This is a genomic window from Nonomuraea sp. KM88, from assembly GCF_052245635.1.
Classification (GTDB): domain Bacteria; phylum Actinomycetota; class Actinomycetes; order Streptosporangiales; family Streptosporangiaceae; genus Nonomuraea.
The window spans coordinates 22,299-37,635 of record NZ_JBQQCC010000008.1; the positions used below are offsets into that span (position 1 = coordinate 22,299).

Annotated in this window: 11 protein-coding genes and 1 pseudogene; 7 read left to right on the forward strand and 5 right to left on the reverse strand. The window is 71.8% G+C overall.

The features are described from left to right. Window positions 1-25 precede the first annotated feature (25 nt). Both ACTWPV_RS23745 and ACTWPV_RS23750 read right to left on the reverse strand, forming a co-directional pair. Entirely contained in the window at window positions 26-1,795 is a 1,770-nt protein-coding gene (locus tag ACTWPV_RS23745; protein WP_443153457.1) for a serine hydrolase, read from the reverse strand. 17 nt (window positions 1,796-1,812) lie between these two features. Beyond that, the gene (locus tag ACTWPV_RS23750; RefSeq protein ID WP_347647722.1) at window positions 1,813-3,414 is read right to left on the reverse strand and encodes an N-acyl-D-amino-acid deacylase family protein; all 1,602 of its coding nucleotides are present in this window, start codon (window positions 3,412-3,414) and stop codon (window positions 1,813-1,815) included. Between the two features lie 153 nt (window positions 3,415-3,567). On the opposite strand from ACTWPV_RS23750, the gene ACTWPV_RS23755 reads away from it, so the two are divergent. The 4 genes and pseudogenes from ACTWPV_RS23755 (at window position 3,568) to ACTWPV_RS23770 (ending at window position 8,714) form a co-directional block, all read left to right on the forward strand. Continuing rightward, window positions 3,568-4,761, forward strand: a complete 1,194-nt coding sequence (locus ACTWPV_RS23755) for a serine hydrolase domain-containing protein (RefSeq protein WP_443153458.1) — start codon at window positions 3,568-3,570, stop codon at window positions 4,759-4,761. Window positions 4,762-4,767: 6 nt separating this feature from the next. Beyond that, entirely contained in the window at window positions 4,768-5,748 is a 981-nt protein-coding gene (locus ACTWPV_RS23760; RefSeq protein WP_347647724.1) for an ABC transporter permease, read from the forward strand. Beyond that, window positions 5,741-6,655 carry an ABC transporter permease gene (locus ACTWPV_RS23765; RefSeq protein ID WP_443153459.1) on the forward strand — a complete coding sequence of 305 codons (915 nt, stop codon included), beginning with the start codon at window positions 5,741-5,743 and terminating at the stop codon, window positions 6,653-6,655. Before ACTWPV_RS23760 ends, ACTWPV_RS23765 begins: the two co-directional genes overlap by 8 nt. After that, window positions 6,652-8,714: pseudogene (locus tag ACTWPV_RS23770) on the forward strand (ABC transporter ATP-binding protein). The gene ACTWPV_RS23765 and the pseudogene ACTWPV_RS23770 overlap by 4 nt, the downstream one beginning before the upstream one ends. A gap of 12 nt (window positions 8,715-8,726) precedes the next feature. Here ACTWPV_RS23770 and ACTWPV_RS23775 read toward each other — a convergent pair. Further along, window positions 8,727-9,767, reverse strand: a complete 1,041-nt coding sequence (locus ACTWPV_RS23775; protein WP_347647726.1) for an NAD(P)-dependent alcohol dehydrogenase — start codon at window positions 9,765-9,767, stop codon at window positions 8,727-8,729. Between the two features lie 95 nt (window positions 9,768-9,862). On the opposite strand from ACTWPV_RS23775, the gene ACTWPV_RS23780 reads away from it, so the two are divergent. From ACTWPV_RS23780 to ACTWPV_RS23790, 3 genes are all read left to right on the forward strand, one after another. Continuing rightward, window positions 9,863-10,447: a TetR family transcriptional regulator gene (locus tag ACTWPV_RS23780; protein WP_347647727.1), complete on the forward strand. Its 585-nt coding sequence runs from the start codon at window positions 9,863-9,865 to the stop codon at window positions 10,445-10,447. After that, window positions 10,444-11,097 (forward strand): TetR/AcrR family transcriptional regulator, encoded by a 654-nt coding sequence (locus ACTWPV_RS23785; protein ID WP_347647728.1) that lies wholly within the window; start codon window positions 10,444-10,446, stop codon window positions 11,095-11,097. The genes ACTWPV_RS23780 and ACTWPV_RS23785 overlap by 4 nt, the downstream gene beginning before the upstream one ends. A gap of 200 nt (window positions 11,098-11,297) precedes the next feature. Then, window positions 11,298-12,203 (forward strand): class I SAM-dependent methyltransferase, encoded by a 906-nt coding sequence (locus ACTWPV_RS23790; RefSeq protein WP_443153460.1) that lies wholly within the window; start codon window positions 11,298-11,300, stop codon window positions 12,201-12,203. Window positions 12,204-12,386: 183 nt separating this feature from the next. On the opposite strand, the gene ACTWPV_RS23795 is transcribed toward ACTWPV_RS23790, so the two are convergent. Together ACTWPV_RS23795 and ACTWPV_RS23800 are read right to left on the reverse strand one after the other, a co-directional pair. Further along, complete coding sequence (locus ACTWPV_RS23795) at window positions 12,387-13,877, reverse strand: serine/threonine-protein kinase (RefSeq protein WP_347647730.1); 1,491 nt, start codon at window positions 13,875-13,877, stop codon at window positions 12,387-12,389. Further along, on the reverse strand, window positions 13,867-15,216 hold the full coding sequence (locus tag ACTWPV_RS23800) for a DUF4407 domain-containing protein (protein ID WP_443153461.1): 1,350 nt from the start codon (window positions 15,214-15,216) through the stop codon (window positions 13,867-13,869). Before ACTWPV_RS23800 ends, ACTWPV_RS23795 begins: the two co-directional genes overlap by 11 nt. Between the last annotated feature and the right edge of the window lie 121 nt (window positions 15,217-15,337).

Sequence of the window (15,337 nt, forward strand, 5' to 3'; positions counted from 1 at the left end):
GGTCTGCTCCAGATGCAGAGAAGGGTCAGGGACGCTCGTCGCGCAGCTGCGCGACGGCGTTGGCCGCCGCCCAGCCGATCAGCGCGTCGAGATGGGGAGCGTTGGGTGAGGGGTCGTCGGCACGGGTGAAGACGCCCACGGCGTACCTGCCGCCGTCGGCGAACTCGACCACGCCGACCTCGTTGCGGACCAGCGGGAGGGTGCCCGTCTTGCCGCTCACCACGATGTCGTCTCCGGGGAACCCGCTGGTCAGCCGGTGCGGCCAGATCTGGTCGCCCATCCAGCCGCGGACCAGCGCGCAGGCCTCGGGCGCGGCCGCCTCGTCGCGCCAGATCCCGGCCAGCAGCCGGGTGATCTCCTCTGGCGTCGTCCGGCAGGTCTCATCGGGCACCAGAGCCCGCAGCGCCTGGAGGCGTTCCAGCGGCACCTCGGCCAGGTCCCGCTCGTCGTCGCGGTAGCTGATGCCGAGGTCCTCCTCCAGCGAGGCCAGGATCTCCGCGCAGTTCTGCGGCACGGCCGTCGCGGTGAGCCCGAGCTCGGCGAGCAGCGCCGCCACCCGGTCCTTGCCGACCCGGTCGATGACGAGGTCGGTGGCCACGTTGTCGCTGATCACGATCATCAGCTGGGCGAGGTCCCGGTACGAGATGACGGTGTCGTCGCGCTGCACCGACAGGCCGTACGGCGACGGCACCCCGCCCGGCGGCACGGTGACCCGCTCGGAGAGGTCGATCTCGCCGGCCACCGACTGGCGGGCCAGTTCGAGGGCGACCGGCACCTTGAGCACCGAGGCGGTGACGACCGGGGTGCTCTCCCCGACGCCCACCGACCTCCCGCCGGCCAGGTCGCGCGCGTGCAGCCAGATGTCGGCGCCGAGCTCGCGCGCGTGGTCGCGGATCTGGCCGGGGGTCGCCGCCCTGGCGGTGCCGCGCGGCCTCCGGCGGGTCTCGACGCCGCGCAGGTGGTCGACGGCCAGCCTGGCCACCGTGCCGACGCAGGCGTCCGCGGCGGGGATGCGGTACTCGTAGGAGTCGGACCGTACGAAGACGGCGACGGCGTACCTGCGGCCGCCGGTCTCGACGACGCCGACCTCGTTGCGCCAGAAGCGCAGGGTGCCCGTCTTGGCGCTCACCCGCGCGTCCGGCTCGGTGAACCCGGAGCGCAGTCGGTGCGGCCAGGCCTGCAGGCTGAGGATGCGGCGCATCTCGGCGCACTGCTCGGGAGGCGCCGCCTCGTCGTTCCAGATGGCGGCGAGCAGCCGGGTGATCTCGCGGGGGGTGCCCGCCTGCAGGGACCGCTCAGGGTCCACCGCGCGGGCGGCGCGCCAGACCTCGGGGCCGGCCTTCTCGTCCGGCACGTCCTCGTAGATGCTCTGGTAGATGTCGTCGCAGGTGCCGTCGACCCGGGTCGCGGTCAGGCCGAGCTCGCGCAGGGTGGCGTTGATCGCCTCGGTGCCGAGCAGGTCGACGAGCAGGTCCGTGGCGGCGTTGTCGCTGACGCTCATCATCCAGTACGCGAGGTCGCGCAGCGAGAGCTCGATCGGGTCGGCCATCACGGACAGCCCGGTCGGTCCCGCCGAGCGCCCCTCGACGGGGACGTCGATCCGTTCCGCGGGGTCGAGCCGCCGGTCGCCGAACCGCCGGAACAACTCCACCAGCACCGGGATCTTGAAGACGCTCGCGAGCACCACGAGCCCGTCCTCGCCGTACCCGATCTCCTCGCCGCTGTCGAGATCGACGGCGTGCGCCCAGGCCCGCGCGCCGACCGCGCCAAGGACCTGCTCCACCTGCTCTTTCACGCGTTTCTCCTGTCGTCTCAGCGCCGGCGGCGCAGGGCCCGGCCGGACAGGCGCCCGGTGGGTACGCCGTCGGCCAGCGCGGTCTCTCCGTTGACCACCACGTGCCGGACACCGGTCGCGTACTGGTGGGGGTCCTCATATGTCGCGCGGTCGCCGACCGTGTCCGGGTCGAACACGACGATGTCGGCGAAGTTGCCCGGGGCGAGCACGCCGCGGTCGCGCAGGCCGAGGTTGCCCGCGGGCAGGCTCGACATCCGGCGCACGGCCTCGCCGAGGGTGAGCAGCGACTGCTCGCGGACGTACGTGCCGAGAATCCGGGCGAAGCTGCCGTAGGCGCGCGGATGGGTGGGCACGCCGGAGTCGGGCGGTTCGGCGGCGAACGTGGGGGCGTCGGAGCAGACCGAGACCCACGGCTTGCGCAGGGCGGTGCGCAGCGCCTCCTCGTCCATCATGAAGTACATGGCGTGCAGCGCGGGCTCCTGCTCGACCAGTTGGAGCAGCATCTCCACGGGGTCGGTGCCGGCCGCGTCCGCCGCCTGCGCGAGGCTGAGGCCGCGGTGTTTCGCCACCGGCCCGTTCGGGTCTGGGAGCAGCATGACGCCACTCGCGCCGCTCGCGGCGAGGTAGAGGTTCTCCCAGCGCTCCGACGGGGTGACGACGGCCGCACGGATGCGGGCCCGCTCGCCCGGGTCGGCGAGCCTGGCCGCGAGCGCCTCGTGGCCGCCGTCGTGGAACTCCGGCGGGATCGAGGCGGCGAGCTGGGTCTGCCCGGCGAGGTAGGGGTAGACGTCGGCGGTCACCGGCCGGCCCGCGGCCCTGGCGGCCTCGATGCGCTCGATGGCCCGCGCCATCTTCGGCCAGTTCCGCCGTCCCGCGGTCTTGAGGTGGTAGATCTCCGCGTGCAGCTCGGCCCGGCGGCCGATCTCGATCAGCTCGTCGACGGCGTCGAGGAAGTGGTCGCCCTCGCTGCGCATGTGCGAGATGTACATGCCGCCGTGCCGCGCGACCACCTCGCACAGCGCCACCAGCTCGTCGGTCGAGGCGAAGCACCCCGGCGGGTAGATGAGCGCCGATCCCAGCCCCAGGGCGCCGTCGGCCATCTCCTCGTCGAGGATGCCGCGGACGCGGTCGAGCTCGGCCGCGGTCATCGGCCGGTCGTCCGCACCCGCGCCGATCATCCGCATGTTGTGCGCGCCGACGAAGCTCGCCACGTTCTGTGCCACCCCCTTGGTCTCGAGGTGGGAGAGGAACTCCGACAGGCGGTCCCAGGTCAGCGGCGGGTCGTCGGGCCCCATGCCGGGTTCGAGCTCGGCCCTGATCTCGGCGGTGAGCGGGCCGATCGAGATCCCCTCGCCGAAGACCTGGGTGGTGACGCCCTGGTAGAGGTCGGACAGGCCGCGGCCGTCCCGTTCCAGCGTGAAGTACGCGTGGCTGAGCACGTTCACGAAGCCGGGCGCGACCACCAGGCCCGTGGCGTCGAGCACGGGCGCGTCGGGATCGCCCCCGCCCGGGCCGACGGCGAGGATCCGGTCTCCCTCGACGAGGACGTCGGCCACGCGGCCGGGCCCGCCGCTGCCGTCATGGACTGTGCCACCGCGAATCACCAGGGTCGTCGACATGCGAGCATCCTGCGACGCCGGGACCACGCAGGAGTTCATCCGATCGCACGAAGTCGGCGGCCACTTTACGTCCCTCTCCACGAAGAGCCTGCCCGGCCGGTGGACTGCACTGGGCTCCTAGGCGTGTGCGGTACGACGACACGGAGGTCGAGCATGGAGAGCACAGCCACGAGGCGGACGCTGTTGAAGGCGTCTCTCGCCGGTGCGGGCGGGGCGGTGATGAGCGCCGGCGCCGTCCCGGGTGCGCGGGCCGCCTCGTCCGGCCGGCATCGCCCGGACTGGCACCGTCGCATCGACGAGATCGTCGCCGCCATCGAGCCGGAGGGCGCCGGCATCACCGTGGCCGTGAGCAAGAAGGGCCGTACGGTGTTCGCGAAGGGTTACGGCCTGCGCGACCGCGGCCTGCCCGACCGCTTCACCGGCGAGGACTTCTTCCGGGTCGAGCAGCTCGACGAGGTGCTCGACCTGCGGCGGGGCCGGCGCCGGGCCACCTTCGACACCGTCTACAACCTCGGCTCCATCAGCAAGGGTTTCACGGCGGCCGCGGTCCTGCTGCTCCACGAGCGGCGCAGGTTGTCGGTCCACGACCGGCTCGGCACGTTTCTCCCCGGTTACCGGCGGGCCGCCGACGTCACCTTGCTCCAGCTGATGCACCAGGTGACCGGCATTCCCGACTACAACCAATTTCCGCTGTTCCAGTCGGCGTACGACGCCTTCGTCGCCTCCGGGGAGACCGACCACTCGGCCGTCGTCACGAAACTGGAGTCGCTGCCGCTCCAGTTCGAGCCCGGATCGAAGTACGCCTACAGCAACAGCAACTTCCTGCTCCTCGCGCTGGTGGTGCAGAAGGTGGCCGGGATGCCCCTCGGCCGTTTCCTGCACCGCCACTTCTTCGGCCCTCTGCGGATGCGCGACACGACCCAGGGATATCCGGCGCGCGGCAGCCGGGACGTCGCCCTCGGCTACTACGCCGAGACCGACGGGGTGCACCGCGCGTACCAGTGGAGCCTGCCGTGGATGGCGGGCGCCGGCGGGCTGACCGGCAGCGCGCGCGACCTCGCCGTGTGGAACGCGGCGCTGTCGCGGCCCGGCCTGTTCCGCCGGGAGACGCTGCGGATGATGTTCACCCCGGAGCTCGACAACTACGCGTGCGGCTGGGTCGTCCAGAAACACGACGGCAAGCCGTACGTCTGGCACAACGGCGGCATGGGCGGGTTCCGTACCATGAACGCCCTGTTCCCGGACCAGGACATCTCCGTCATCCTGCTGAGCAACGACCAGACCACCTATCCCGCGATCGACCGCAGCGCGCCCAAGGTCTTCGACGCCGTGCGAGAGATCTGGTAGCGACCCGTGCTCACGTACACACTCCGCCGGCTCCTCATCGCCGTCCCGGTGATCGTGGCGTCGACCTTCACCGTCTTCCTGCTCGTGACCATGGCGGGCGACCCGCTCGCGGGCCTCAAGGGCCGCAACCCGCCGCCGTCGCCGCAGGTGATCGCGGTCGAGGAGCAGCGCCTGCACCTGGACGAGCCGCCGCTGCAGCGGTACTGGACCTGGATCACCGGCGTCGTGCAGGGCGACTTCGGCCCCTCCGTGCGCACCAACGTGGACATCGGCCACGAGATCGCCGCCAGGTTCGGGGTCACCCTGCGGCTGATAGCCGTCGCGGTGCTCCTCGCCCTCGTGCTCGCCGTCGTGGTGGGCGTGATCAGCGCGGTCAAGCAGTATTCGGGCATCGACTACGGGTTCACGTTCGCCGCGTTCCTGTTCCTGTCGATGCCGTCGTTCTGGTTCGCCGTGCTGCTCAAGCAGGGCGGCATCTCCCTCAACAACCTCATCGGCGACCAGGTCGTGTACACGATCGGGGAGAGATCCGTCATCGTCGAGGGCGGCGCCTGGGCCCAGCTGGCCGACGCCGCCGGCCACATGGTGCTGCCGACGATCTCGCTGGCGCTGCTGTCCTTCGGCGCGTGGAGCCGGTTCCAGCGGGCGTCCATGCTCGACGTGCTCAACAGCGACTACGTCCTGTTCGCCCGCGCCAAAGGGCTGTCCAGGCGGCGCGTCGTCGTACGCCACGCCCTGCGCACGGCGCTCATCCCCATGACCACCGTCACCGCGCTCGACTTCGCGACGCTGATCTCCGGGGCCGTGATCACCGAGACGGTCTTCCAGTGGCGCGGGCTCGGCGAGTTCCTCGTCACCTCCGTCAACCAGCGCGACGCCTACGCGGTGCTCGCCTGGCTGCTGGTGGTGGCGGTCGCGGTCATCGTCTTCAACCTGATCGCCGACCTGCTGTACGCCCTCCTCGACCCCCGGATTCGCCATGAGTGACCACATCGAGGCGGCACCCCGCCCCCCATCGAGCGCGCAGGCGGCCGGCGCGGTGCGCCAGCGCAGCCAGGGCGAGCTGGTGCTCCGCCGCTTCCTGCGGCACAAGGCCGCCGTGATCAGCCTGGCGCTGTTCACCGCCGTCGTCCTGCTGGCCTTCGTCGGCGGCGCGCTCTGGCGCTACGACTACGCCGACATCACCTCGGCGGTGTCCGTACCGCCCTCGCTCGACCACCCGTTCGGCACCGACAACCTCGGCCACGACACGTTCGCCCAGGTGCTGCGCGGCACCCAACGCTCGATCGAGATCGCCCTGCTCATCGCGTTCCTGGCCGGGCTGGTGGGCACCCTGTGGGGGGCGTTCTCCGGCTACTACCGCGGCATCACCGACAGCGTGATGATGCGGATCGCCGACCTCGTCCTCACGCTGCCGCTGCTGGCGGTCGCCGCCGTGCTGACCCGCGCCACCTCCGGCTCCTGGTGGTTCGTCGCGCTCGTCATCGCCGCCCTCCAGTGGGCGTACGTCTCCCGCGTGGTGCGCGGCGTGGTGCTGTCGCTGCGGGAGAAGGAGTACGTCGAGGCGAGCCGCGCGCTCGGCGCCACCGACCGCTGGATCATCTTCCGGCACCTGATCCCCAACGCGCTCGGGCCCATCATCGTCAACGTCACCATCCTCGTGGCCGCCGCCATCCTCGTGGAGACGGCGCTGTCGTTCCTCGGCCTGGGCGTGCAGCCTCCCGACACCTCCCTCGGCCTCCTCGTCAGCGAGGCCGACACCGCGGTCAGCACCCGGCCCTGGCTGTTCTACTTCCCCGGCGCGTTCATCGTGGTGATCGCCCTGTCCATCAACTTCATCGGCGACGGGCTGCGCGACGCCTTCGACCCGACCCAGCGGAAGGTGCGCGCATGAGCGAACGTGAGGCGGTGCTCGAGGTCGAGGGCCTCACCGTGTCGTTCCCCACCGAGGACGGCCTGGTCCGCGCCGTCCGCGGGGTCAGCTACGAGCTGCGGCGCGGCGAGGTGCTCGGCATCGTCGGCGAGTCCGGCTCGGGCAAGTCGGTCACCTCGATGGCGGTGATGGGCCTGCTGCCGGCCTCGGCGCGGATCGGCGGCTCGGTCCGGTTCCGCGGCCAGGAACTGATCGGCGCGCCGGACAGGCGCATGCGGGCCCTGCGCGGCGGCCGGATCGCGATGGTCTTCCAGGATCCGATGACCTCGCTCAACCCGGTCTACGCGGTGGGCGACCAGATCGCCGAGGCGGTCAGGGCGCACAACGACGTCACCGCCGCGCAGGCCCGCGAACGCGCCGTCGAACTCCTTGCGATGATGCAGATCCCGCGGCCCCGCGAACGCGCCCGCGACTATCCGCACCAGTTCTCCGGCGGCATGCGCCAGCGCGTCGTCATCGCCACCGCCATGGCCAACTCCCCCGACGTCATCATCGCCGACGAGCCGACCACCGCGCTCGACGTCACCGTGCAGGCCCAGGTGCTCAGGGCTCTGGAGACCGCGCGGGCCGCGACCGACGCCGCCATGGTGCTGATCACCCACGACCTCGGCGTCGTCGCCGGGGCCGCCGACCGGGTGCTCGTCATGTACGCCGGCCGCCCGGTCGAGCTGGGCGGCGTCGACGACATCTACTACACGCCGCGGATGCCGTACACGCTCGGTCTGATCGGCAGCCTTCCCCGGCTCGACGGCGCCCGCGGGGGCGAGCGGTTGACGCCGATCGCGGGATCGCCTCCGTCGCTGCTCGACCTGCCGCCGGGATGCCCGTTCGCGCCGCGCTGCCCGATGCGCCAGGACACCTGCGAGACCGCCGAGCCGGAGCTGGCCGCCTCCTCCGGCCCTGACCACCTGGCCGCCTGCCACTTCTCCGCCGACCTGGAAGGGCGGCGGCCCGAGGACGTCTTCACCGTGACGTCAGCCGACGATGCCGCTGGAGGTGCGTCATGACCGGGCAGCCGCTGTTGTCCGTGCGCGACCTGGTCAAACACTATCCGGTGCGCGGCAAGGGCCTCCTGCGGCGGACGACCGGCAACGTGCACGCCGTGTGCGGGGTGTCGTTCGACCTGCACCGCGGCGAAACCCTCGGCCTGGTCGGGGAGTCGGGCTGCGGCAAGTCCACCACCGGGCGGGCCGTGCTCAACCTGCAGCCGCCGACCTCCGGCCAGGTGCTGCTCGACGGCCAGGACCTCGGCGCCGTCACGGCCGCCGGCATGCGCCGCCTGCGCCGGCGCATGCAGATCGTGTTCCAGGACCCGTACGCGTCCCTCGACCCCCGCATGACGGTCAACGACGCGATCGCGGAGCCGCTGCGCATCCACGGCACCTACCGTCAGGACGGGCCCGACCGGGTGCGGGAGCTGCTCGGCAACGTCGGGCTCAACCCCGAACACGGCAACCGGTACCCGCACGAGTTCTCCGGCGGCCAGCGGCAGCGCGTCGGCATCGCCCGCGCGCTGGCGATGCGGCCCGAGCTGATCGTCCTCGACGAACCCGTGTCGGCGCTCGACGTGTCGATCCAGGCGGGCGTGGTCAACCTGCTGGAGGACCTCCAGCAGCAGCTGGGCCTCGCCTTCCTCTTCGTCGCCCACGACCTGTCCGTGGTGCGGCACATCGCCCACCGGGTCGCGGTGATGTACCTGGGCCGCATCGTCGAGATCGGCGACAGGGACGAGCTGTTCGACCGGCCCGCCCACCCGTACACCCGGGCGCTGATCTCGGCCATCCCGGTGCCCGACCCGCGGCGTGAACGGATCAGGGCGCGCGAGCGGATCGTCCTCGAAGGGGACATGCCGAACCCGGTCAGCCCGCCGAGCGGGTGCCGGTTCCGTACGCGCTGCCCGAAGTTCGCGCAGCTCACGACGGACGAGCAGAGGGCCTGCGTCGAGCAGGCGCCCGAGCTGGTCGACCGCGGCCACGGCCACCCGGCCGCCTGCCACTACGCGGAGGTTCCCGCCGTGTGATCGCCCCGGCGTTCAGGACAGGTCGGACAGGTCGAGGACGAAGCGGTAGCGCACGTCGTTGCGTTCGAGACGGTCGAGTGCCTCGTTCACGCGCGCCGACGGGAGCACCTCCACGTCGGCGGCGACGCCGTGCTGGGCGCAGAAGTCCAGCAGGGCGGCGGTCCCGAGCCGGCCGCCGCTGCCCGCGGAGCTGAGCTTCTTACGCCCGACGAGCAGGTCCATGGCCTGCAGGGTGACCTCCCCGAGGTGCCCGACGAGGCTGAGGGTCCCGTCCATGGCCACGAGCCGCAGGTAGGGGCCGAGGTCGTGCGGGGCGGGGACGGTGTCGATGACGACGTCGAACCGGTCCCGCGCCGCGGCCATCCGGTCCTGGTCCGTGAGGACGACGACGTCGTGGGCGCCGAGCCGGCGGGCGTCGCCGGCCTTGCCCGCCGACCGGCTGACGACCGTGGTCTCGGCGCCGAGCGCCACGGCGAGCTTGACCGCGAGGTGGCCGAGGCCGCCCAGCCCCACCACGGCGACGCGGGTGCCCGGCCCCACGCCGAGCGCGCTCAGCGGCTCCCAGACGGTGACCCCGGCGCAGAGCAGCGGAGCCGCGGCGGCGGGGTCGAGGCCGGCGGGGAGCCGGTAGGCGAAGCGGTCGCGGACGACGTACTCGCGGGAGTAGGCCCCCAGGGTGGTCGATCCGTCGTGGCGGTCGGTGCCGCCGTAGGTCAGGGTCGGGAACGCGTGGCAGAAGTTCTCCTGGCCGGCGCGGCACATGGCGCACTCCCCGCACGCGTCGACGATGTTGCCGACCGCGACGGGGTCGCCGGGCGCGAACCGGGTGGCCTCGGGCCCGGTCTCGGTCACGACTCCCGTGAACTCGTGGCCGGGCACGACGGACGCGCCCGGCTCGCGGGGGGCGCGGACGGCGTGCAGGTCGGTGTGGCAGACGCCGCAGTGGTCCACGCGTACCGCGATGTCGTCGGGGCGCAGGTCGCGCCGTTCCAGGGACGCCCGCCGCAGCGTCGTCACGGGGCCGTCCGCGCGCCATCCCAGTGTGGTTCTCATCTGGACTCCTATAAACAGACTGTTCGGTTTATTTCACGATGGCACAGGGTATGCCCGCAGAGCAAACCGACTGTTCTGTTTGGTAAGCTCGCGCCATGGCCGACCCGCCCCTGACCTCGCGCGGCGCCGCGACCCGCGGCCGCATCCTCGACGCGGCGACCAGGGAGTTCGCCGAGCACGGCATCGCCGGGGCGCGCATCGAGCGGATCGTCGCGGCAGCTCGCACCAACAAGGCGCAGCTCTACGCCTATTTCGGCAGCAAGGAAGGATTGTTCGACGCCATCTTCTACGGTTCCCTCGAGCGGATCACCAACGTCGTCCCGATCGACGCCACCGACCTCGCCGACTGGGCCGTGCGCCTCTACGACGAATATCTCCGCCGCCCCGACCTCATCCGGCTGGCCACCTGGGCGCGCCTGGAGCGGCGCCCCGCCGGCCACCTCGTCGACGACACCGACCGCCTCGACGAGCGCAAGCTGAGCGCCATCGCCGAGGCTCAGGCCGCGGGGGCCGTGCGACCCGGCGACCCGTTCGACGTGATGGCCCTGGTCATCGCGATGTCCATGGCCTGGTCGCCGGTCAGCAACGTCTACGCCGCGACCGCCGACGAACCCCCCGACGCGCACGAGCAGCGTCGCGCCCTGTTGCGCGAGAGCGTCAAGCGCGCCGTGATGACGTGAGCGCGCGCACCGGCGCGGCGCCGGCCCCCGGCCGCCGCGAACGCAAGAAGCAGGCCACCAGGACCGCGCTCCGCGACGCCGCCCTGCGCCTGGCCCTGCGCCACGGCGTCGACAACGTCACGGTCGAGCAGATCGCCGACGAGGCCGACATCGCGCTGCGGACCTTCTTCAACTACTTCTCCAGCAAGGAAGAGGCCATGGTGGCGCCCGTGTCGGCCGCCGCGGAGCAGCTCATCACCCAGTTCAGGGCCCGGCCGCGCACGGAGTCGGTGTTGCGGGCGTTCCGCGAGGCGGTGCTCATCGTCCTCAACGAGAGCGACGCCGTCAGCCACGACCACATCGAAGCGCTGCGGCTCATCCGGCGCGAACCGTCACTGATGCCGCAGCAACTGGCCGTGCTCGCCGCCCAAGAGGAGACCTTCGCCGAGGCCATCGCCGAACGCGTCGAACCCCCGGGCCGCGACGGCTACTATCCGGCCGTGTGCGCGGCCGCCGTGCTTGCGGCGCTCCACGTCGTCCTGGACCGGTGGCTCGACCAGGCCGCGGGCCTGGACCACGCGTCCGCCACGGCCCTGCTGGGTCAGCAGTGCGACGCCGCCATCGCCGAACTCGCCGCCGGCCTGGACCGCCCCGGCTCCACCACCACGTAGGCCTCGCGACCACGCCGGCCACCACCACCCACGTCCCGGCTCCGCGACCACGTCGGGCTTCCCGCCGCCTGGACGGGGGAGCGTGCACCCCTCCCGACTTCCGCTCTACGGAAATCCCACTAAATCATGATTTATCACACGTGATACGTTAAACGGGTCGTTTGTCCCTGTAGTGACACAGCCACCCAGAGAGGCAGAGTGTGCGAGCCGACGATCAGATCACTGACCGGAAGCTAGAAAAGGCCGACTTCAACGACATCTACGATCGTCCAGACCCCCGGGCGTACTACGACCGCCTCGGCAGCCTGGACTACGCCGTCCCCCACCACGGGCAGCGCGTCTTCCGCAAGGTGCTCGACGCGCTCGACGTGGACTCCCCGACCGTCGTGGACCTGTGCTGCTCGTACGGCGTGAACGCGGCGCTGATGAAATGCGACCTCACGCTCGACCACCTCTACGACCACTACGCCGCCGACCAGGTGGCCCACCTCGCCCCAGAAGCGCTCGCCGACGAAGACCGCAGCTTCTACCGGAGCCGCCGACGGGAGGCGGCTCCACGGGTGATCGGGCTGGACACCGCCTCCTCAGCCGTCGACTACGCCGTACACGTGGGCCTGCTGGACGCGGGGGCGTCCGACAACCTGGAGCAGAACGACCCATCGCCCGAGCTGGCGCAAATCGTCGGCGAGGCGGACCTCATCACGGTCACCGGCGGCATCGGCTACATCACCGACCGGTCGATCGACCGCCTGCTCGACTGCACGTCCCCCGACCGCCGCCCCTGGTTCGCCGCTCTCTGCCTGCGGACGGTCGACTTCACCCCCGTGGCCGACACGCTCGCCCGTCACGGGCTGATCACGGAGCAACTGGACAACGCCACCTTCCCGCAGCGGCGCTTCGCCGACGACCTGGAGCGGGAGTTCGCCCTGCGGTCGCTGGCCGAGCAGGGCCTCGACCCCACGGGCAAGGAAGCGGACGGCGAGTATCACGTCAACGTCTTCCTCTCCCGCCCCAGCGAGGACGTCGCCGTCGCGCCCATCGACGCGATCCTGGAGGACCTGGCCCCGCCTGACACCGCCTCCGCGACGAACCACCTGCTCGGCTGAGCCCGCCGGCCGGAGGCCGCTGCCCACCATGGCCTCGGCCTCCGGTCACACCCTCACCCCAGCCGAAGCACCGTCATCCCCGGCCGGGCAGCCCCCACCCCGGCCGGGCCGGCTCTCGCGTCCGGCCCAACCTCGCCTCGCCGAACAGCCCCCCGCCTCCGGCCGGGCGGCTCCTCGACCGCCTCAACCAGCGAGCCGGCGCGCCACGTCCTCGCGGATCCCCGACGGCAACAAGGGCACCAGGCCGGCGCGGCAGGACGGCGGGGTCTGCGCCAGCAACCCGGCGATCGTGGCGGGCGGAAGGCGGCTCAGCGCCTGAGCCGCCGGGTCCTTCTGCATCGCGGCGACGGCGAGGCCGCTCTGCCGGGTGTCGATGTCGGCCATCGCCTCGATGGCCGCCGCCGAATGCCGGTCGTGCATCTGGCCCAGCACGAGCCCGCGGTGGTGGGCGTTCATCGCGAGGACCACCCTGGCCACCAGGCGCGGGTCGCGCACCTGGTCGAGCAGCCAGCCCGCGCGGGACGGAAGCAGCATCTGGAGGATCGTCGCGCTCTTCGCCGCCTGGCGGCACATCTCCTCGACCGCGGCGGTCGTGAACAACGTGTACCGCTCGGCGAGCAGCACCGCCGCCTCGTCGGGGGGCAGGGCGAGGACCATCGAACCCCGCTCCGCTTCGCCGGCGTCCGCCAGCGTCCGGCGTACGCGTCGCGCCGCCGCCCCGGCGCCTGCTCCCCCGCCTGCGGAGACGCCCCTGCCGCCGGGAACGCCGCCGTTCGCCCGTACGGCCCCGTCCTCCCCGGGCGGCCGGGAAGATCGGGCAGGATGGGGCGGCGTTGCCGTGGAAGCGCGCGACGGCCGCCGCGGCCCGGAGCCGGGATCGCCCCTGGCGGCCCCTTCCAGGTGCCGCGCCAGCTCACCGGCGGTCATCCGGTTGGCCGGGCTCTTGGCGAGCAACCGGTCGAGGGCCGGCTTGAGCCGGACCGCCCTGGTCATCGGGTCCGGGGGCGAGGTGAGGATCGCGAACCTGGTGGCCTCCTCGGTGCGCTTGTGGAACGGCGGGCGTCCTTCCAGGGCCGTGTAGAGGGTGGCCCCGAGCGACCACAGGTCGGCCGCCGGGCCCACCGGCGTGCCGCGTATGCGCTCGGGGGCGATGAAGTCGGGGGTGCCGACCACGTGGCCGAGCATGGTGATGCGCTCGTGGCCCTCGATGGTGGCGATCCCGAAGTCGACCAGGACGACCGAGCTGGAGGCGGTGATCAGGATGTTGTCCGGCTTAACGTCGCGGTGGAGCACCCCTACCGCGTGCGCGGCGGCGAGCGCGTGGAGCGCCTGGGCGCCGATGCGCACCACGGCGGGCTCGGACAGCGGCGCTCGTTTGATGAGCTCGCCGAGCACGGTGCCCTGGACGTAGTCCATCACGATCCACGGGCCGTCGGGGGCGTCGAGCACGTCGTGAACGCGGACGATGCCGGGGTGGTCGATCCTGGCCAGCGCCTGCGCCTCGCGTTCGGCCCGCGCCCTCAGCTCCGGCAGGCGCCCGACGTCGGCGCGCACCTGCTTGAGCGCCACCACCCGGTCGAGCTTGCTGTCACGCCCACGCCAGACCCATCCCATGCCGCCGCTGCCCAGGGGCGCCTCGATGACGAACCGGCCGGCGACGCGCCTACCAATCATCGTTCAGCCCGGCGTACCCGGCCCGCCCGCCGGTCGCGGCCGTCCGTGCGGCGCGGTCGTCGCGGAGCTCGCGCAGGGCCTCGTCCTCGAAACTCCTGGTCACGTTGTCCTCCTGCCGCGGCGGCGGGTAGGAGGTGCCGGCGTCGCGGAAGGTGTCGTGGGAGGTGCCCGTATGCGGATCCTCCGCGGTGTACGGCCGGGTCGGGCCGTCCCGCCCGGCGCCGCGCGCGAGCCGCCTGTCGGCCTCGTTGATCTGGTCGATGGCGTCGTTGACCTCCTGCTTCTCCAGCGCCGCCACGATCGTGTCGTAGCTGCCAGGCCGCTGCATGAGCTTGACGAGGATCGGCAGGCACTCGATGAGCAGGATGAACAGGAACAGCAGGAGCCTCGCCGTGCTGAGGGTGGCGTTGTCCCGCGAGACCCTGCTGAGCGCCTCCAGCCGCAACATCAGGCCGTCGGACCCCGTGATCTCCTGGGCGAAGCCGTTCCGGAGCCCGGCCTGCTGCTCGGTCAGTTTGTCCAGCTCGGCCTGCACGGCGCGCAGGTCCTGCTCCGCCTGGGTCAGCCTGCTCGCCTTTCCCGCTTTCTGGGTGTCGCTGAGCTGCTGCCTGCGCTGCTCGATCTGCCCGTCGAGGTCCTTCGCCCGGTCGCGGGCCGTGATGTACGCCTCCTCCGCCGCCTTCGCGAGCGGACCTCGGCCCTTCTTCGCGCACTTGGGCGGTCCGATGTACAGCTGGCACTGCCATTCCTGGTAGGCCTTGTCACGCTGCTTGACGGCCTGGGCCCGCGACTTGGTCAGCTCCTGGACGCGGGGGTCGGCGGCGGGGTCGAGCGGGCTCTCACCGCGTGAGACGATCACGGCTTCCAGTGCCGTGGCCGACTTCTCCAGCTCGGCGATGCGCCGGCCGGTCTCCCCCGCCTGCTGCGCGCGGGTGAACGCGTCTGTCCGTTCCTGCTGGATGTCGACGATCTCGGCGTCGATCTCAGGCTTGAAGATCTGCAGGACCAGCGGCGTGGAGATGACGGCCCCGAGCAGCAGCGCGAGGAGCACCCGGGGCAGGGCGAGCCAGAAGCGACGTCCGCCCTGGGCCGGGAGGGACGTGACGAGCCACCGGTCGAGGCTCAGGATCGCCACGCCCCAGACGAGGCCGATGAGGACGGCGAGCGGCGTGAACACCTTGAGCGCCGAGGCGAGGGCGAACGTCATGGAGATGGCGGCGACGCAGGCCGTGGTCAGGATGGCGCCACCCATGCCGTGGAATCTGGCGCGCTCTCCCCTGCACCTGTCCAGCACTTCGGGACGCGCACCCGACAGGACGATCAACCATCTACCGACCACACGCCACCCCGGGGGAAAGGGACAGGATGCCGCACAACCTATCCCGTGAGTAATCCCATGACTACCATAAACAACCGGCAATCATGACTTATAACAAGAGGATAAATGTCGGCTCACTCAG